The sequence below is a fragment of the Niallia sp. 01092 genome (genome assembly GCF_052318935.1).
Taxonomy (GTDB): domain Bacteria; phylum Bacillota; class Bacilli; order Bacillales; family Cytobacillaceae; genus Niallia.
Map to the genome: position 1 here is coordinate 1 of NZ_JBQRKO010000024.1, position 20,855 is coordinate 20,855.

A 20,855-nucleotide genomic window follows, 5' to 3' on the forward strand; every position below is an offset into this window, starting at 1 on the left:
TGGATACCCTCTTCTTTTCATATCTTAACTAATTGATTATCTTCTATTAAACATTGAATAAATGATTCTAATGTCGGCTTAACTGGTATTTGATCCGGGATTATGCCATAACTTTCTGCTGTTTCCTTCGTTTTTGTTCCCATACATACAACCTTTAATGTTTCTGCTAAATTATCTAATCCTAAATTGCTAGATTCATTCATAAAAACATGTACCGATTTACTGCTTGGAAACACAATGGTGTCAAGTGTAGCTTCCTCTAACTGACGCTGGATAATGGGAGTAAACTTCGTATCAATCAATTTATAGCTTGTGATTAGCAAATCACTTTTTCCATAATTTGATGTATACGTTGCTTCGTCTTCTTTTATATGTTGATCACCTACAATCAACATCTTTCCACCTTTGTATATTTCAGAATCTAATAACGCAGTTAAACCTTTTGATTCTAGTGCTCTTATTGTTTTAACAGACAATCCATATAATGTTGCGGTAATGAATCGAATATCTTTTTTATGCTCTGATAAAATCGCAAAAAAATCATTTACTGCTTCTGATGACGTAAATAATATTTTATCATAGGAACAAAGTTTATCTAATTGTGTTAGTTCAATAGATGCTTTTTTCTTTTTCCATTTTGGAAACTCAATAACATCTGCTCCATTTTCTTTTAATGAGCTAGCTAACCTGCTTTCTTCTGTACCTGTTCGAATAAGAATCATTTGTCGACCAAATAGAGCTTTTTTCTCAAACCAGCTTATTTTCTCTCTTGCAGCAATAACATCACCTACAAGTGTTATCGCAGGGTTCGTAATATTCTCTTTTTGAACAAGATCAGCAATCGTGGACAATGTTCCTTCCACGCTTTTTTGTCTTCCCCAAGTTCCCCATTGAATAATGATGGCAGGAGTATTTGGTGATTTCCCATGCTTTATAAGGTTATCACAAATATATTGTAAATTTTTTACTCCCATATAAAAGGCAATTGTTTTCACACTGCTGCTAAGTCCGGCCCAATCAATATCCGGCTTTCCATTCGGTGTTTTATCATGTGCTGTTACAATTGCAAAAGAACCTGCATAGTCTCGATGTGTGACAGGAATTCCTGCATAAAGTGGAGCTGCAATACCAGACGTTATCCCTGGAACCATTTCAAACTCAATGTTGTGTTCAGCAACAGCTAATGCTTCTTCGCCCACTCTTCCAAACACACTGGGATCGCCACCCTTTAAACGGACAACCGTTTTCCCTTCCAATGCTTTCTCCACTAAAAGACTATTTATAACATCTTGCTTAAGAAAATGCCGATGTGGCAGCTTTCCACAATAGATGAATTCACAATCTGCATGTGCATATTCCAATAAAGTTGGATTAATAAGGCGATCATAAAGAATGACATCAGCCCGCTTTATTGCTTCTAGTCCTTTTAACGTAATTAATTCGCTGTCTCCTGGACCTGCACCTACTAAATAAACTTTTCCTTTCTGCATATGCAGTCATCCTCTCTATCCCTTTTCTACTTCTAGCGTTAGCAAGGGTTCGGCATTAACTTCCAATTATTAACGTACTTCATACATTTTGCGTTTAGAAAAGCGCAGGCGCCTTGCTCAGCCCCGAAGAAAAATGTTCTCTTGACTCAAAAAGTGTTTTTTACTTTTAGAGGCAAGAGGTTATCTTTCACAGGGGCTAGGCGCTGGAGCTAGACACTCATCTAAGTTGAAAATTTTATGCTTCTTATCCTTTTAAGAAAAATACTAGTTCCTTCTATAATATAGAAATCAGTTTATTTGATATTCTCCTTTATAGTACTGTTCTAATGCAATAATGGCACTCCCCATTCTTTCCTCTTGTGGGATGACCATTCTTTGAACTCCTTCTTCTCTTAATGCAGCTGCAGTAACTTTTCCTACAGCAACCGCTACTACTTTATTTGAAAAAGCATTGAGCACTTCATTATATACACCTTTTTCTTTCGCATAAGAAAATAAAAAACGAGCTTGAGGCGTACTAGTAAAATTAACTGCATCAATTTCGCCTGATATAATTTCTGTAACAAGCTGTTCCAATACTTCCGCTTTTGGAGGAATATGTTTATATGGAAGAATTTCTTTATATTCTGCTTGTTGTTTTTCAAGATGCTCGATCAATTTAGGTGCAGGATCTCCATGCAACTGAAGCGCCACCTTGGATCCCTTCAAATCATGGGGAGCTAAAGATCTAACTAATCCGACTGTACTGCCATCATCATCACGGACTACAGGGGTAACATTTAATCGTTTTAACATATTAACTGTTTTATATCCCCTAGCTGCCACTTTTGCTTGTTGAATGGTTGTAATAAATACGTCCCCAAGCTCCATTCTTTCTGCTGTTTTGTACAGTGTTTCAGTTCCTACACCGGTTGTAAAAATAAACCAGTCATAGTTTCCCGCTACTAATTGTTTAATATCTTCTTCCAGATTAGAATCATCTAAATAAACAGTTCCTTGTGCAGGACGCGGAAGTGGTATCCCCCCTAAATTTATAATTAATTTACTAAGCTCCTCCACTTTTCGTTGTCCTGCTAATGCAATTCGCTTTCCTTCTAAACGTTTCAAAGTAGTACCCCCATATCAATAAGTTTTGAATTAACTATACCATTTTATTGATACAAAGAGAAAATGAATTTTAATATTTTATATGCTTTTTTATGCATGCATTGATCGTTTTTATATACTTAATCTTCCAAAAGAAGATATACATTATTTTCTTCAATTGTCGTTTTATATGTTTTTACACAGCCTGTATCAGGTTCTTGTACCTTTCCATCTTCTAAGCATATTTTCCAGTCGTGCATTGGACAAAATACAAACTCTCCACTGACGATACCTTCTGTTAATACGCCACCTTTATGTGGACATCGGTTTTCAACTGCTCTTATCGATCCTCCTGATAATCTAAAAACAGCAATTTCTTTATCCTTAAACTGAACTGTTTTACCTAAACTTTTTGGAAGTTCCTCTACACTGCATACAAGCATTTTTGTCGTCTCTTTGTTCACCATCGGTTTCATCCTCCGTCTGTTTTTACATATTTTTAGCCCACTTCTTGTGTCAACGTCTGTATGACCTACTTCCTGTTGGCCTAACCATCAGTGGGAGATGAAGCCCCACTGATGGAAGTTTCCCCTTAAGACAATACTACATTTTCAAATAATTCTTTTGTCGTTTTTTTGCTTTCAATAATTTCTTTCCAAGGATCTTTATAAACGGATAGCGTTTCTTCCATGCGTGCATTTAACTCTTTTCGTTTCTCTTTATCGTCAAGAACTGATTGAACATGCGCTAAGCCAACACGATCGATCCATGCAGAAGTTCGTTCTAAGTAGTTTGCTGTTTCACGATAATATTGCAAGTATGCTCCAGTTACTTCCATAACTTCTTCTTCTGTTTTCACTTTATACAATAAGTCTCCACCACGAACATGCGTACCACCGTTTCCGCCAACATATAACTCCCATCCACCGTCGATGCCAATGAAGCCAATGTCTTTAAATCCTGACTCTGCACAGCTTCTTGGACAAGCGGATACTGCCATTTTTACTTTATGAGGTGTTTGCAACCCTTCAAATTTTTTCTCTAATCGAATTCCAAGTCCCATTGAATCTTGTGTACCGAAACGGCAGAATTGTTCACCAACACATGTTTTAACGGTACGTAAAGATTTTCCGTACGCAAATCCTGAAGGCATATCTAAATCTTCCCATACTTTCGGCAAATCTTCTTTTTTCACTCCAATTAAGTCGATGCGCTGTCCACCAGTTAATTTCACTAGTGGTATTTCATATTTATCTGCAACATCTGCAATTCTTCTTAAATCATTTGGATTTGTAACTCCGCCGTACATGCGTGGCACTACAGAATATGTGCCATCTTTTTGAATATTTGCGTGCATGCGTTCATTAACAAAACGGGAATCTCTTTCATCTTCATGTTTAATTGGATTTACCATTGTTAAATAATAGTTGAGAGCCGGGCGACATTTCGAACATCCTTCTAGGCTAGTCCATCCAAGAACACTCATTACTTCTCTTGTATGTGTTAAGCCTTTCGCTCTAATTTCTTCTACAACCTCATCTCTTGATAAAGTTGTACAGCTACAGATTGCTTCTTTTTGCGCAGCTGCGTCAAACTCTGAACCAAGTGTATGCTGCAATAACTCTGCAACAAGTGGTTTACATCCGCCACAAGAACGAGAAGCACTTGTGCATGCTTTTATTTCATCAACAGAAGAACAACCTTGTGCTTGTATTGCTTCCACAATCGTACCTTTTGATACACCGTTACAGCCACAAATAATTTCATCAGCAGTCATACTTGCAACCATACTTGTTCCAGAATCCTGGCCAATTGGCTGCAGAATAGAAATTTTTTCTGTATCTGAAATATCTGCCTCTTTTTGAATCATGGAAAATAAACGATTTCCTTCACTGCTATCTCCAAAAAGCACTGCGCCGACAATTTGATTGCCTCTCAAGACAATTTTCTTATAAACTCCATCTTGTTCATCGAAAACTTTAATTGCTTTTTTCTCTGAATCTTCAGTAAAATCACCAGCTGAGAAAACTTCAACCCCTGATACTTTTAACTGCGTGGACAATACAGAACCTTCATATGGTTTAGCAGTTTGGCCGCATATATGGCTTGCTAATACTTTTGCTTGCTCATAAAGTGGTGCAACTAATCCATAAGGTATTCCTCTATGCTCTGCGCATTCCCCAACTGAATAAATATGCGGGATATCTGTTTGTAAGTAGTCATTGACTACAATGCCACGATTAATTGCTATTCCGCTGTTTTTTGCTAATTCAATATTTGGTTTGATTCCTACTGCCATCACAACTAAATCAGCATCTAATGTCGATCCGTCTTTAAACTTTAAGCCTTCTACTCTATCATTTCCTAAAAATTGTTCTGTTTGTGTTTCTAACAAGAACTTCATCCCTTGCTTTTCCAACTCTTTTTGCAGAAGACCACCTGCTGTTGGATCAAGCTGACGTTCCATTAAAAAAGGTCCAAGGTGGATGACAGTTACATCCATTCCTAAATTCAATAATCCTCTGGCTGCTTCTAACCCGAGCAAGCCTCCGCCAATTACTGCAGCTTTTTTATATTTTTTTGAAGCTTCCAGCATAATATCCGTATCTTTAATATCACGGAATGCTGTAACTCCCTGCTTTTCTACACCAGGCATCGGAAGCATAAATGGCACTGATCCAGTTGCCAAAATAAGTTCATCATAAGCTTCTACTCTGCCAGAATCTGTGATAACTACTTTTTTCTCTGCATCAACTTTTGTAACTGTTTCTCCCGTATATAAAGTAATATTATTTTCTTTATACCAATCCCAGTCATTTAATGTTATATCTTTTACTTCGGTATCACCTTGCAGCACCTTTGACAATAAAATTCTATTATAATTTGGATGTGGTTCACTTCCAAAAATAGTAATCTCAAATTGATCTTTTGATAATTTTAATATTTCTTCAACTGCTCTTACCCCAGCCATTCCATTTCCTACAAGAACTAATTTCTTTTTATTCATCTTAATTCCTCCCCTTGAAATTACAATTAAGTCTTTTACAGTTAAAAGATGTTTTTCATATACTTGTTTTTTATTACTTTATCATAATTAAAAGATGTTTTTCATATACTTGTTATATTTTCTGACACACTTTTTTTTTTGAAGAATCATTTTTTGTCGAATAATAAAATAATAAAAACGTTGGATTAACAGCGTTGTATCCCCTTTCAATATAAAAATTTTTTCATTCAGAATTTTCATCATTTTCATATAAAAAATAAGAAACATGATAATCTTTTTAAAACAAAAAGCACACTGATGTCCATCTTTTACTGCTACATCAGAGTGCTTCTTATTCTTTATCGATATATTTAATTTATTATAGGACTAATTTTTACTGCACTTACTTTAAAACCAGGCATCTTACAAGTAGGATCTAAATCTCCAGAGACCAGCTTATTTACATTTTGAGATTCTGCCCAATGAATCGGAACAAACACGGTATCGGGTCTAATTTTATCTGACCATTTACTTCTTACAACGATATTTCCTCGTTTTGACTCTACTTTTACTAATTCATTATTTGGAATATTGTATTTTGCTGCAGTTTTTGGGTGAATTTCCAGATACGATTCAAAGTTTCTTGCTGATAAAGCAGCACTTTTTCTCGTTTGAACTCCTGTCAAGTACTGCGACATAACCCTTCCTGTCGTTAAATACAACGGAAAATCCGTACTTACACTCTCTTTTGAAACAACAGGCTTATTTTTGACTACTATCATTTTTGCTTTTCCATCATCATGTGCAAAACTATTCTCAAACAGACGTCTCGTTCCACTATGATTCGTGTCAGGACAAGGCCATAAAATACCTTCTCCCTTTTTTAAACGATCATACGTAATGCCATAATAATCAGCGATTCCGCCTCGGCTTGCTATTCTTAATTCATTAAAAATATCTTCTGCCTTTGTATAAGAGAAATATTCTCCTTTTCCAAGAACATTTGCTATTTCACAAATAATTTGCCAATCATGTTTCACCTCACCTGGGCATGGGCGACTTGCTTCTCTAAGCATGACACGACCCTCTAAGTTAGTCATCGTTCCTTCATCTTCCAAGTAAGAAGAAGTTGGCAAGATTAAATCTGCTAATTTTGCAGTTTCTGAAACAAACATATCCACTGCAACTAAAAACTTTAATTTCTTTATCGCCCTTTTGACCAAATTAGCGTTTGGATTTGAAACAACAGGATTAGAGCACATAAGAAACATGCCTGTTATTTCACCTTGATCTGCTTTTTCAAACATTTCAAATGCTGATACACCTTTACGCGGTATATCTTCTTCCTTAACACCCCAAACGCTTGCAATATATTTACGGTGTTCCTCATTTTCAATACTACGATATCCTGGCAATTGATCTGCCTTTTGTCCATGTTCTCTTGCTCCTTGACCATTCCCTTGTCCAGTAATGGCACCGTAGCCAGAGTAAGTCTTCCCTATTTTACCTGTGGCAATAATAATATTTAAGAAATTGCGTACAGCTGCCACCCCATCTGTTTGTTGTTCTACTCCTCTGGCTGTAAAAATCATGCCAGATTCTTCTTTTCCAAATTTAATTCCTGCCTTTTTAATATCTTGAATAGGTACACCTGTCCATTCTGCAATTTCCTCGAGATTGACAGTAGAAATATAGTCTTTTACTTCGTCAAAGCCAGTTGCCCGTTCTTTAATAAATGTTTCATCTATTAAATTTTCTTCAAAGATTACTTTCAAAAGTCCATTTGCTAATGCAGCATCTGTACCAGGTCTAACCTTAAGATGTAAGTCGGCTAGATTAGTAGTAGCTGTTTCACGAGGATCTATTGCAATAATATAGCAGCCATTTTCTTTTGCTTTTTCAAAATATGGAATAATCGTAGGTTGGCATTCTGCAATATTTGTTCCTGCTAGTATAATGACCCGTGAAAAAGGAATTTCTGATAATGTATTCGTTAATCCTCTATCCATTCCAAAGCATTGAGCTGCTGCAGTAGCAGCAGCTGACATACATAGTCGGCCATTATAATCAATATATCTCGTTTGTAAGGCTACTCTTGCAAACTTTCCTAATAGGTAAGCTTCTTCATTTGTAATGGATGCACTTCCATATACTGCTAACGCATTCTTCCCATCTTCTTTTTGAATTTTCGAGAAATTTTCTTTAATCGTATTTAATGCTTCCCTCCAAGAAATACGAATAAACTCGCCATTCACCTTTAATAGCGGATATTTTATCCGATCATGCTGAAGTGCATGTTGGTGGGCATTCATTCCCTTAATGCATAAACGCCCTTCTGATGTTGGGTTATTTTTTCCAATCGCAGTATATTTTTTTCTTGAAACAATTGATTCTTCCAATAATTGCATTTTACATTGCATACTGCAAAATGGACATTGTGTATCGTATCTTTTTTCTGATTGAAATTCCTTTTGCTGTGTACGAAAATACTTTAATAATAAATCAGTCATTATCGCACTCCCCTTCTTTCATAATTAGATCTTCATAAATTTATCATTCAAATTGATTTGTCATCTGCTTACTTTCCCTCGTAAATTACTTAAGGGTATCTTTAAATAAGGCTGTTTTCGTATAGATTGTTGCTTTTAACTCGCAGCCTGAATACACTTCGTCCGTTTAGCGAGCGTCGAGCCTCCTCGTCGCATACGCTCCTGTGGGGTCTCGTCTTTCTCGCATTCCCACAGGAGCCTACGTGTATTCAGTCTGCTGGGTACTTCTTCTCCCATTTTTCACGTAAAAAACAACAAACTTTGAGAAAACAGCCTTAAATAATTAAGAAAAGCTTTTTTCAACTTGTTTTTTTCTTTGTTGTATATCCATATTTAGTCGACTTATTAATTGTTTTCTAAGGTCTTTTTCGAATAAAACCTCTCTAATATGCACTAGGTTTACTCTTTCAATCCATTGCCAAGTGCGCTCTAAATAATTTGCTGTTTCTCGATAGTATTGAATGAATCCTGTAATCATCTCAACCACTTCTTCTTCTGTTGCTGCAACACATAATAATTCTCCAGAACGAACATTTCGGCCACTGCTGCCGCCAACATAAATTTCCCATCCTCTATCAACCCCAATAACGCCGATATCTTTTGTTGTGGAACCTGCACCATTATGCAAACAAGCAGATATTCCCATTTTCACACGGTAAGGAGTAATGATTAATTCAGTTTGTTTTTCAAGTTGAACCCCTAATTGCAACGATTTTTGTTTATCACATTTACAAATATGTTCACCGATACATGTTTTAATATGATGGACGGTATTTCCGAAGGTAGAACTTAATGGCATATCTAAATCTTTACAAACATCAAATACTTGCTCTTTTGGCACACCCATTAAGTGGATTCTTTGTTCACTCGTAACAGCAACATCATTAATTTTATATTTTGTTATGACTTCCCCAATTTTTGTTAATTGAGCTCCACTTGTTATACCACCGTACATTTGAGGAATAATGGTGTAAGTACCATCACTTTGAGCAATTGCATTCATTTTTTCATTTACATAGAATATTTCTTGCAAGCTTTCATATTCAGGATAGATCATTCCTAAATAATAATGGAGAGCAGGATTACAAACAGAGCATCCATTATGATTTTTCCAATTAAGTGCACTCATTACATCTGGAACAGATATCAGATTTTGTGCTTGCATTTCATGTACCACTTCTTCTTCTGTTAAAGATGTACATGTACACATAGATTTTTTTTCTATTTTCTCATCAAAGTCATCACTTTGTATATATAGTAGCAAATCCTCAACAAGCGGTTTACAACCACCGCAAGATCCTGAAGCCTTCGTACATTGTTTGACTTCCTCAACCGTTGTTAAATTCTTTTGTTGAACTGCTTCTATAATTGCTCCTTTTGTAACACCATTGCAATTACAGATCATTTCACTTTGAGGCATAGCTGCAAAAGAATCTAGTCCATCTGCATTCATTTGGAACAAAGCATTCTTTTCCTGTTGATGCATATCTTTTTTCTTTATAACCATATCCAGTATTTTTGTACCCTGCCTTGTATCACCAAATAAAATAGCTCCAACTAATTTATCATCTTCAAATAGTATTTTTTTATAAATGCCGTCTACTTCATCATACATTTTAATTACTTGTGTCGTATCATCTTCATATACTTTTCCAACAGAGAATACATCTAGACCAGAAATTTTTAATTTAGTGGAAAGAGTAGAGCTTTTGTAGCCTTCCCCGTTGATGCCACAAATTCTTTTCGCTAAAACCTGACCTTGCTCATATAGAGGCTTTACTAATCCGTATACTATTCCCCTATGTTCCACACATTCTCCAACAGCATAAATATTAGAAATATTTGTTTCCAAGTAGTCATTTACTACAATTGCCCTGTTTGTTTCTATTCCACTATCTTTTGCCAATTGGATATTAGGGATAACTCCTACCGCCATTACAATAAGATCCGCTTTTGCCTCTGTTCCATCTTTAAATCGAATCCCTTCAACGCGCGCACTTCCTAAGATTTCTTCTGAATCTTTCCCTAGTAGAAAGTTCATGCCTTGAAGCTCCAACTCTTTTTGCAAAAGTTTTGATGCTGTATGATCTAATTGCCGCTGCATTAAAAAATTTGCATTATGCACAATATCTACCTGCATACCAAGATTAAGCAAACCTCTTGCAGCTTCTAAACCTAATATTCCACCACCAATTACTATTGCTTTTTTATATTTATTAGAAGATTCAATTATTTTTTCACAATCCTCGATCGTTCGAAAAGTAATGACCCCTTCCTTTTGAATTCCTGGTAGAGGAAGTACAAATGGCAAAGATCCAGTAGCAAAAATAAGTTTATCGTATGCTATTTTCCTTTGTTTATCAGTTAATACATATCTTTTATCTGTGTCAACTTTTATTGCAGCCTCTCCTGAAAAAAGTTTAATATTATTTTCTTCATACCATTTATCATTATTTAAAATAATATCTTGAATGGAGGTATCTCCTTGAAGAACAGAGGACAATAAAATTCGATTGTAATTCGTATGAGGCTCACTTCCAATAATAGTAATCTGAAATGTTTCAGGATCATTTTTAATAATCTCTTCTATACATCTAACTCCAGCCATACCATTCCCTATTACTACAAGTTTCTGTTTATTCATGGTTAAAAACCCCCTTAATTTTCAATCATACAATGTTAACAAATAAATACATACCTTTCATTATTTCATAGTATAAACTTTAGGAGAATAAAATTGTCATATAATCTAACAAGAAATATTTTTTGAAACCGTTTAACCACTTGATTTAATGCACTATTTTTAATTTTTCATTTTTTAAGAATTTATCTACTGTAAAGAAGAAATAAAAAAACCACGTCAGATATTCTTACATAAACCTTTTCTACTTTAAATCTCTCTACTATAATCAAAACATGTAAATTGTTTACTAGTTTATCACTTTAAAGCAACAGTGAGCAACTTGTATTTTCAAATTTGCATACTATTTTAAATACCAAGGAGGAAATAAAAATGAGATTATCTGAATTAAGAAAAAGTGGTCACCCCAAAACCTTATTGTCTTCTTTTTTATATTTTGACATTAGTTTTATGATTTGGGTTTTGCTAGGTGCACTTGGTGTATTTATTTCTAAAGACTTTGGTTTATCACCTGCACAAAAAGGATTTGTTGTTGCGATTCCTACATTAGCAGGGTCTCTTTTCCGAATTATCCTAGGCATTTTAACTGATCGAATCGGTCCAAAGAAAACCGCGACTATTGGAATGTTAGTTACGATGATACCTTTGATTTGGGGATTTTTAGCAGGAACATCTCTTCCTGAATTATATGCAATTGGAATTTTATTAGGAGTAGCTGGAGCTAGCTTTTCTGTTGCTTTACCAATGACAAGCCGCTGGTACCCTCCTCATTTGCAAGGATTAGCAATGGGAATCGCTGGTGCTGGAAATAGTGGTACATTAATCGCAACATTATTTGGACCTCGTTTAGCCGTAAATTTCGGTTGGCATAGTGTAATGGGATTTGCACTTATTCCATTAGTAATTGTTTTTATTATTTTTACTCTTCTAGCAAAAAATGCTCCTTCTCAACCGAAACCTGAACCGATTGCTAATTATTTCAAAGTATTTAAATTTAAAGATACTTGGTACTTTTGTTTGCTGTATGGCGTAACATTTGGTGGTTTTGTTGGGTTAGCTAGCTTTTTAGGTATTTTCTTTGTTGATCAATATCAATTAACTTCTGTACAAGCTGGTGATTTTGTTACATTATGTGTTGCTGCTGGAAGCTTTTTCCGACCTGTTGGAGGCTTTATTGCGGACCGCATTGGTGGAGTAAAATTATTATCCACTTTGTTTATTGTTGCAGCATTATGTATGTTTGGTGTTAGCCTGCTACCTGCTCTTGGCCTTGTTATTACTTTACTTTTTGTTGGGATGATGTGTTTAGGAATGGGAAATGGTGCAGTATTCCAATTAGTTCCACAACGCTTTCAAAAGGAAATTGGAATGGTAACTGGGATTGTTGGTGCAGCTGGTGGAGTCGGAGGCTTCTTCCTGCCTAATATTTTAGGTACATTAAAGCAGCTTACAGATACATATTCATCAGGATTCCTTACTTTTTCCTTTATCGGTTTAGCAGCTTTTGGGATTTTAATGGTAGCTAATTTATCTTGGAAGAAACATTGGGATACTAAAGGTGATGCAGTAAAAATATAATGATATTTTCTTATCTAAAAAAACGGACTAACTTAACTAGTTAGTCCGTTTTTCATTTTTTTAAGTACAAAGCATTATTAATGAAGACTTTTTACAGCTTTGTATCATCAACAGAATTCAGCCACTTATCTATTTCCTCAATAACTGATTCTACACACCCCTCTTCAAAAGGTGATAATAAATTTGCCTCTTTCACCAACTCAGTAAATGGAAGACTACCACCTAACTGACAAAGTTTCACATAATCATCCCATGCTTCCTCTTTATTTTCTCTTGAACGTTTCCAAAATTGGAAGGCACATATTTGTGCAAGTGTATAATCAATATAATAGAAGGGAGACGTGTAAATATGAAGCTGTCTTTGCCAATACCCTCCACTCTCTAAAAATTCGTTATCATCATAATCTTTATGAGGCATATATTTTTTTTCGATATTTCTCCATGCTTGTTTTCTTTCTGTCGGTGATGCAGTCGAATTTTCATAAACCCAATGCTGAAATTCATCTACTGATACTCCATATGGTAAAAATAGCAGAGCGGAACTCAAATGAGCAAACTTATACTTATCAGTATCTTCCTTAAAAAATAATTCCATCCATGGCCAAGTGAAAAATTCCATGCTCATCGAATGAATTTCTGCTGCCTCATAGGTAGGCCAATAATACTCCGGGATATCAAACTTACCGCTGCTATACACTTGAAAAGCATGACCTGCTTCATGGGTTAACACATCGATATCACCAGATGTACCATTAAAATTAGAAAAGATAAAGGGTGCTTTATAATTTTCAATAAATGTACAATAGCCTCCACCAGCTTTTCCTTTTTTTGCAACTAAATCCATTAATTCATTTTCCTTTAAATAAGAAAAGAATATTCCAGTTTCTTTTGATAGTTCATCGTACATTTTTTGACCATTATTAATAATCCAAGCAGGATCACCTTTTGGAGCAGCGTTTCCTGATAAAAAGTTTAATGATTCATCATAGTATTTTAATGCTTCTACACCAATTCTTTTTTGTTGTCTCTTTTTTAATGTCGTAGCAAGTGGCACAATAAATTGATGCACTTGATCCCTAAACTTTGCGACCATTTCTGGATTATAATCTGTACGGTACATACGGTAGTAAGCTAACTCAACAAAATTTTTGTATCCTAATCTTTGTGCAATTTCTGTCCTTACTTTCACCATATCATCGTAAATTCGATCTAATGTTTCTTCATTTTCAGTAAAAAAAGCAAATCTTGCCTTATTCGCTTCTTTTCTAACATCACGATCTTTTGATTGGGTATATGGCTCTATTTGAGCTAATGTTCTTTCTTCCCCATCAAACATAATTTTTGCGGAAGCAAGAAGCTTCGTATATTCAGTTGAAAGTTTGTTTTCCTGCTGCAGCAGTGGTACTACTTCCTCAGAAAAAACTTTTAATTGTGCTTCTGCTAAAGCGAATAGCTGTTTTCCCCACTTTTGTTCTAATCCTTCTCTAAATGGCGATTGAACCAGTTCCTTATAATATTTAGTAATTAAACCTTCTATTTGTGGAGAAAATTCATCTAAATAATCTTGTTCCTGCTGATAAAACTCATCATTTGTATCAACAGAGTGTCGGATGTAACAAATATTGCACATTGTCGAGACATCATTGCGAATCTTGTTAATCTGTTCTATTATGTCTATCTGTTCCTGTTTGTTCGATGCTTGTTGAAACATGACTAATAGTTTTTCAAACTTTGTTGAAATTTCCTCTATATTTGGCCTTTCGTATGTAAATTCTGAGAATTTCATTCTAGTTCAACCTCCAGATCTGCTTTTTTACAGTTACTAAAAAAAAATTAAGCTGGTTTTAATCTTTTCAATAAGATTAACTACGTTAATAATTTAGGCTCTTTTCGTATAATTGGTTGTTATTTAACCCGCAGCCTGAATACACTTCGCTTTCCGCGGACGAGTGCCGAGCCTCCTCGTCGCTATGCTCCTGTGGGGTCTCGCCTTTCTCGTATTTTCCGCAGGAGTCTACGTGTATTCAGGCTGCTTAGTGCTTCAACCATGTTTATTATTTTATTCAAAAACAATAAACTTTTTAGAAAACAGCCATAATTTATAACCGGCTAAAAGCTTTATTTCCACTAATGCATCAACATTTTCATTCCCTTTATTAATTACACACTCTAACACTAATCTCCTGCAAAATTAATATTATATATATCATTTTTTCCAATGGATTCGTGTCAAACTAATGATAAAGTAATAATGCAAAAAAATAAGAAGTGGAAATGGTTTTCCGCCATTTCCACTTCTTATTTTTTTGTTTATTTATTTGCCACAGATAATCCTAATTTTTTTACAAGCTCAATTACTGTTGTTTTTTCTTCATTGGAAAGCTCTGACATTAGATCATGTATTTTTTCCTCATGATTCGGAAAAACAGATTCTATCATTTCTTTCCCCGTTTCCGTAATTTGCGCAAATGTTACCCTACGATCTGATGGGCAAGCGACTCTTTTTAAATAGCCTTTTTCTTCAAGTTTATCTACAACATAAGTAATGCTGCCGCTTGCCAATAAAATTTTCCCGCCAATTTGCTGTAATGGTTGATCTCCTTTATGATACAGCAATTCCATTACGGCAAATTCTGTTGGATTTAACCCATATGTCTGGATTAATTTATTTACATTTTCATTAATCGCTCGGTAAGCTCTAGATAAAACAATAAATAGTTTTAACGATTGGTTGATATCTTCTTTACTCATCTATTATTCATTCCTTTTGTATAAAATATCTCGAATTCAGATTATTATACTTTTTTCTTCTTTTGTTGTCAATTCAAGCATTCTTCATTCTTCTATTATTAAAACCAATTCATCTCTCAAAAGCAACTTCATTTCCCTTGCTTTCTAAGCCAATAATTGCGCTTTCATCTATACATGCTATAATAAAAAAAATAGAATTATTTGGAGAATAATTATTAATGAAAATGAAGAAAAAACAAATTTTACAGTACATTTTAATAGCAGTTGTACCTGTATTTATTGCGGCTTTCTTTTACATAGATAAAATTATACAAGAAGAATGGGAGCAACGAAAAAACCATGCAAGCTGGATAGGAACTACTCATCAAAAACATTGGGATGCTTTCATTAGTAAAACTGTTACATCATTAAATATTTTAAGCATTTCGATCGAAACATATGAAAATTCCATAGAAAATACGGAATCCTTGCTTCAAAATGTTCTTAAACAGGAACCAACTTATGGTGGCCTCATTTTATTAGACCAAGCTGGCAATAAAATAACTGGGACTGTTAATCATGTTCATTCTTTTGCTAAAACAGATTATATTAATGAAGTCATCCAAACAAAAGACAGCGTTATCTCCAATAAACAACAAATGTTAAGCAATGGTCAAAAAGTAGTTGGATTGGCAAAACCAATCTTAAATAAACAGAAAGAGTTAAAATATATACTAGTTGTTTATTTACGTATAGACTATTTATTAAATATTATGGAGATTTTAACTCCAGATGAAAATATTGCTATTTTAAATGCAAATCAAGATATTATTATAAGTTTAAATTCGTATATTGCTTCTAACAAAAAAACAGTTACTTTGCCTATTGATGCCCTTCCTTGGAAAATACAAGTGGAAGTCAAAGAAATTAATAAAGCGACTATTATAAAAAAAAGCATTGCATTTATTTTGTTTTGTTTCGTTTGCAGCCATTTAGTTTATTTATTGCTCCAATTTTATTTGCTTCGCCAAAAAACAGAATTAGAAAAAAAGCAAAATGAACTTCAAAAACTAGAATTAGTTGGAAACTTAGCAGCAAGTTCTGCACATGAGATTCGAAACCCATTAACGGGAATTAAAGGGCTAATACAATTGTTAAGTGAAAAACATACCACAAAAGAAGAACAGTTTTATTTTTCCATTATACAAACTGAAATTACAAGAATTAATGAGATAGTCAGTCAGTTTCTTATTCTTGGGAAACCGACCGCTTTTAAAAAACAATTAATTGATTTACAAACCATATTAGCAGAACTAAAGCCTTTAATTATTTCAGAATCCAATTTCCATAACGTACAATATAGTTTTCAAATTCCAGAAAGAAACATCCCTATCATATGTGCAGCCGATCAAATGAAACAAGTTATTTTAAATATAACCAAAAATGCTTTTGAGGCAATGGTAGATGGAGGAATTTTAAGATTAAATGTAATCATTTCTTATGATAAAGTAATAATCACAATCTTAGATAACGGTGTTGGAATTTCTAATGCACAGCTGAAAAAAGTTTTTCAACCATTTTATACTTCCAAAGATACTGGAACAGGATTAGGTCTTATCGTTTGCAAAAGAATTATCCAATCATTTAATGGAGAAATATTTATTACTAGTAAAAAAAACGAAGGAACCAAAGTTGATATTATTTTACCATTAGCTGAATAGCGTACTTTTTCTAAAAAGAATAGGGCTTTGTTATGAACGAGAGTTGATTTTTCCCAACTCTATTCTTTTTCTAATGTTGATTTTCCTATTCTTTCCATATACAGGACAACTATCTTCAAAGTTGAAATTTTCATTTATGTGGAATTTATCTTGAAGTATAAAATGAAAGAAGGGATTACTTGCTTATGTTACACTTCTTTTTCTAAAAAGCGAATAATCTATTGTATAAATGCATAATTTGTTAGTAATCAGTTTCCTCTTCATTCAAAAACAGTGGGGCTTCAGTAGTTTATTATTATTATTATTGAAAACCAATAAAAAATATAAAGGATTTAAACAACATACCTACCTTAATATGATTAAATCCTATCAAATATAAAAACATACATTTGCTATATTAATACACAAGATTATTAGGCCAGATGATCATCGACTGTTTATGAGAATTTGTAACGATCATTTGTTTTTGCTTGCTTTGCCGAGTTGCAAGCTGATATTGATTGATTAACTCATCAAGCTCCTGACTATGTTTTATCGTTTCACTACTAGTGAAACCGGTCTCTTTTGCCGATATAATCATTACCTCCCTTTTTTTTTGAATAGCTTTCAAAATATCCTTTTTCTTACCTTGCACTCCTTTTCCTCCTAATCATTTTAAAATACTAAATTATTTACCTAAATTTAGTTTACTTGATGAATTATCACAAGAAATGATATAAAAGTAAATAGAATCGCAATATTAGACATTTTTTTTTTGAAAATAGGTATTTACACCTATAAAACTCATAATAATCCTATTTTTTCGACAAGCTCTATGACAAAACTAGTCAAAATTTTATGAACAACATTAAAAATGGTTTTCAACTACTAAAAACACGATTGTTCCACTTACTCTATTAAAGTTATGCTAACTGAAATTTCTATACTAAAAGAAGCTGTTACAAGTAAAAACAGCTTCCTGATAGATGTAATTATTTTGTTAACCACTACTTACTTGTAGGTATAACTTTATTAAAAATAGGCAGCATCTTTAGCCGATTAACAGCTTCTAATAATCGCTCTTCTGAAGTTAATAACCCTGCACGTACATATCCTTCTCCAAATTCTCCAAATCCGATTCCTGGAGCTACAGCTATATGAGCCTTGTCCAATAAGTAGTCGGTAAATTGTTCGGAAGTAAAACCTGCTGGGACTTTTAACCATGCAAAAAAAGAACCTGCAGGAGCAGCTACATCCCAGCCTATCTCTTTTAATCCATTCACAAATACATTTCTTCTGCTTTCATAAAGGCTATTTAATTGTTCTACACATGCTAGGGAACTGGTTAATGCTGTAGCAGCTGCTTCTTGAACAGCACCAAATAAACTAACATAAAGATGGTCTTGATATAAATTAAGGGCCGATATCACACTTGCATTTCCAACCGCAAATCCAACACGCCATCCTGCCATATTAAACGTTTTGGACAACGTGTATATTTCAATTCCAATATCTTTCGCACCCTCAGTCTGTAAAAAACTAATCGGTTTTTTTCCATCGAAGCCAATAGCACCATAAGCAAAGTCATGAACAATACAAATATCATACTCGTTGCTTAACTGAACTGTTTTTTCAAAAAATTCCTCTGTAGCAATAGCACCAGTTGGATTATTAGGATAATTTAAAAACATTAACTTTGCTTTATGTAATATATCCTTTTGAATCTCCTCATATTTTGGTAAAAAAGCATTTTCTTCTTTCAATGGCATCATATGCATTTGTGCATTTGCAAGAGCAACACCTGATAAATAATCTGGATACCCTGGATCAGGTACTAATACTGTGTCTCCTGGATTTAATAAGCATTGTGGAATTTCCACTAACCCTGCTTTCCCGCCAAATAAAATCGCAACTTCTGATGCTGGATCCAATTCTACGCCATATTCTTTTCTATAAAAGCTTGCAACTGCTTCTTTTAAATAGGTATATCCTCGAAATGGAGAATATTTATGATTTTCGGGCTTTGCCGCTGCTTGCTGCAGTCTCTGCACAATATGATCTGGAGTAGGTTGATCTGGATTTCCTTGACCTAAATTAATCACATCAAAGCCTTGCTCCACATATTTAGATACTTTCGATACAAGTGAAGCAAAAAATTGTTCAGGTAAATTATTTAATAAATTTGATTGATCATAAACTTTCATCTTTCCACCTTCTTTTATTCATTAGGCTCTGTTTAACTAGCCTGTTAATTGCAGCGAGAGGCATTCGCTTTCCGCCGCGGGCAGTCCGGGAGCCTCCTCGTCGCTGTGCGGAGGTCACTGAAAAAGTGGATACTATGAAATATAGATAGTGAAAATCCAAGCACTCAGAGGTTTTCGTTCGGTTTTCCGAGGCTTACCTCACGCTTTCCGCGGGGCGAGCGCCGAGCCTCCTCGTCGCTTTGCTCCTGTGGGGTCTCGCCTGTCTCGCTAATCCCGCAGGAGTCGTGCGGACGCCTCTCCTAACCAACACGATGGTCGTTTTCAAACTATCTATACCATTTTTATCCTACTAACTATAAGGGTTTTACCTATGATTTATATAAGAAAAGCGGAGGCGCCTTGCTCAGCCCCGAAGAAAAATGTTCACATGACTCAAAAAGTGCTTTTTACTTTTAGAGGCATGGGGTTATTTTTCACAGGGGCTAGGCGCCGGAGCTAGACACTCGTCTAAGTTCAAAAATTTTATGCTTTCTTATTTTTTAATAAAACACTTATTCAGTGGCCTCAGCACGGCGCCTGTGGGCTCTCCCTTTGACTCGCTTTTCCCGCAGGAGTCTCACGCCTTCCGCTTCAATCAACAAAGTATCAAAATCAACAATTAGCTTTAACACAGTCTATTCATTAAATAAACAATAAACTGCATATCCTTTTTTATAATAGTTCTTTTTCAAAAAACATTTAATTATCTTGCATTTTATGATATAACGAATGCATGTACGTGTAAATAAAAGACGAGGAATTTATTAATTCTGCCTTGAATATTTTATACTAAGATGCATTCCACTTTTTAGAGGATGTTTTTTGAACACACACTTTTAATAGAGAGTCGACTATTATTATAGTTTATTGAACTAAATATGAATAGAGGGTGAAAAAATTGACTTTAAAGATCAGTATTATCCAAATGGATATTTCGTTTGGAGATCCACAAACAAACTTTACAGTTGTAGAAGAAAAAATTAAAGAAGCAGGCAAACAAAAAACTGATATTATTGTTCTTCCAGAATTGTGGACAACAGGTTATGATTTAACACGACTTAACGAACTATCTGATGCTCATGCACAAAAAACGATTGCTTTTTTACAAAAAATTGCCGTAGATCATGATGTACACCTTGTTGGTGGTTCTGTTGCTAACGAAAAAGAGAATGGAATATATAATACAATGATCATCATTAATAATCACGGAGAAGTTGTTCATACATATGATAAATTGCACTTATTTCAGCTGATGGACGAACATGTATATATGCAAAGCGGTACTTCTAATGGATTATTTGAGTTAGACAATCATCTATTTGCAGGCATGATTTGTTATGATATCCGTTTTCCGGAATGGATTCGCACCCATACAACAAAAGGAGCCAAAGCACTATTTATTGTAGCAGAATGGCCTTTGCCTCGATTAGCACATTGGCGATCATTATTGATTGCACGAGCAATTGAAAATCAGTGCTACGTTGTTGCGTGTAATCGCAGCGGATCTGACCCAAATAATACCTTTGCAGGACATAGTATGATTATAGACCCATGGGGAGAAGTCATCATCGAAGCAGGAGAAAAAAGCGACATTATTCATGGGACGATTGATTTAGATAAAGTAAAAGAAGTCCGAAAAATGATTCCTATTTTTGCAGATAGAAAACCTTCATTTTATAGTTAATAATTACAAACACCTCCTTTTATTGAAAGGGAGGTTTTTTTTTTCCATAATAAAAATAGACCTTTTGCCGATACAATAAGGTCTATTTATCACCAATAGTACTGCCATTTAAAAATTTCATACAAGTGAAAGAAATTTTTTCTATTTTTCAAACCGGGCTGTTTAACT

General features: G+C 34.5%; 13 protein-coding genes. 3 read left to right on the forward strand and 10 right to left on the reverse strand.

Annotated features, from left to right (window positions below):
• Positions 1–17 precede the first annotated feature (17 nt).
• The 6 genes from cobA to nirB (ACTXGU_RS18635) all read right to left on the reverse strand — a co-directional run bounded on the left by cobA (position 18) and on the right by nirB (ACTXGU_RS18635) (position 10,755).
• On the reverse strand, positions 18–1,490 hold the full coding sequence (cobA, locus tag ACTXGU_RS18610; protein ID WP_443483026.1) for a uroporphyrinogen-III C-methyltransferase: 1,473 nt from the start codon (positions 1,488–1,490) through the stop codon (positions 18–20).
• 288 nt (positions 1,491–1,778) lie between these two features.
• Complete coding sequence (locus tag ACTXGU_RS18615; protein ID WP_443483027.1) at positions 1,779–2,597, reverse strand: uroporphyrinogen-III synthase; 819 nt, start codon at positions 2,595–2,597, stop codon at positions 1,779–1,781.
• 119 nt (positions 2,598–2,716) lie between these two features.
• A complete protein-coding gene (gene nirD / locus ACTXGU_RS18620) occupies positions 2,717–3,043 on the reverse strand; it encodes a nitrite reductase small subunit NirD (protein ID WP_443483028.1) in 327 nt (108 codons plus the stop codon).
• Positions 3,044–3,168: 125 nt separating this feature from the next.
• Entirely contained in the window at positions 3,169–5,583 is a 2,415-nt protein-coding gene (nirB, locus tag ACTXGU_RS18625) for a nitrite reductase large subunit NirB (protein ID WP_443483029.1), read from the reverse strand.
• Positions 5,584–5,933: 350 nt separating this feature from the next.
• Positions 5,934–8,072 carry an assimilatory nitrate reductase catalytic subunit NasC gene (gene nasC / locus ACTXGU_RS18630; RefSeq protein ID WP_443483030.1) on the reverse strand — a complete coding sequence of 713 codons (2,139 nt, stop codon included), beginning with the start codon at positions 8,070–8,072 and terminating at the stop codon, positions 5,934–5,936.
• 322 nt (positions 8,073–8,394) lie between these two features.
• Positions 8,395–10,755: a nitrite reductase large subunit NirB gene (gene nirB / locus ACTXGU_RS18635; RefSeq protein WP_443483031.1), complete on the reverse strand. Its 2,361-nt coding sequence runs from the start codon at positions 10,753–10,755 to the stop codon at positions 8,395–8,397.
• Positions 10,756–11,124: 369 nt separating this feature from the next.
• Between nirB (ACTXGU_RS18635) and ACTXGU_RS18640 the strand changes: the two genes are divergently transcribed.
• Positions 11,125–12,330: an MFS transporter gene (locus tag ACTXGU_RS18640; RefSeq protein WP_443483032.1), complete on the forward strand. Its 1,206-nt coding sequence runs from the start codon at positions 11,125–11,127 to the stop codon at positions 12,328–12,330.
• Positions 12,331–12,421: 91 nt separating this feature from the next.
• Here ACTXGU_RS18640 and ACTXGU_RS18645 read toward each other — a convergent pair whose 3' ends face one another.
• Together ACTXGU_RS18645 and ACTXGU_RS18650 are read right to left on the reverse strand one after the other, a co-directional pair.
• The gene (locus ACTXGU_RS18645) at positions 12,422–14,116 is read right to left on the reverse strand and encodes a M3 family oligoendopeptidase (protein ID WP_443483033.1); all 1,695 of its coding nucleotides are present in this window, start codon (positions 14,114–14,116) and stop codon (positions 12,422–12,424) included.
• Between the two features lie 524 nt (positions 14,117–14,640).
• Positions 14,641–15,081, reverse strand: coding sequence for a MarR family winged helix-turn-helix transcriptional regulator (locus ACTXGU_RS18650; protein ID WP_443483034.1), 441 nt, complete (start codon positions 15,079–15,081; stop codon positions 14,641–14,643).
• A gap of 218 nt (positions 15,082–15,299) precedes the next feature.
• Here ACTXGU_RS18650 and ACTXGU_RS18655 point away from each other — a divergent pair, with 218 nt between their 5' ends.
• Complete coding sequence (locus ACTXGU_RS18655; RefSeq protein WP_443483035.1) at positions 15,300–16,781, forward strand: ATP-binding protein; 1,482 nt, start codon at positions 15,300–15,302, stop codon at positions 16,779–16,781.
• Positions 16,782–17,178: 397 nt separating this feature from the next.
• On the opposite strand, the gene ACTXGU_RS18660 is transcribed toward ACTXGU_RS18655, so the two are convergent.
• Together ACTXGU_RS18660 and ACTXGU_RS18665 are read right to left on the reverse strand one after the other, a co-directional pair.
• Positions 17,179–17,415 carry an aspartyl-phosphate phosphatase Spo0E family protein gene (locus ACTXGU_RS18660; protein ID WP_443483036.1) on the reverse strand — a complete coding sequence of 79 codons (237 nt, stop codon included), beginning with the start codon at positions 17,413–17,415 and terminating at the stop codon, positions 17,179–17,181.
• Between the two features lie 352 nt (positions 17,416–17,767).
• Complete coding sequence (locus ACTXGU_RS18665) at positions 17,768–18,964, reverse strand: pyridoxal phosphate-dependent aminotransferase (RefSeq protein WP_443483037.1); 1,197 nt, start codon at positions 18,962–18,964, stop codon at positions 17,768–17,770.
• 937 nt (positions 18,965–19,901) lie between these two features.
• Between ACTXGU_RS18665 and ACTXGU_RS18670 the strand changes: the two genes are divergently transcribed.
• Positions 19,902–20,687: a carbon-nitrogen family hydrolase gene (locus tag ACTXGU_RS18670; RefSeq protein WP_443483038.1), complete on the forward strand. Its 786-nt coding sequence runs from the start codon at positions 19,902–19,904 to the stop codon at positions 20,685–20,687.
• Positions 20,688–20,855: the final 168 nt, after the last annotated feature.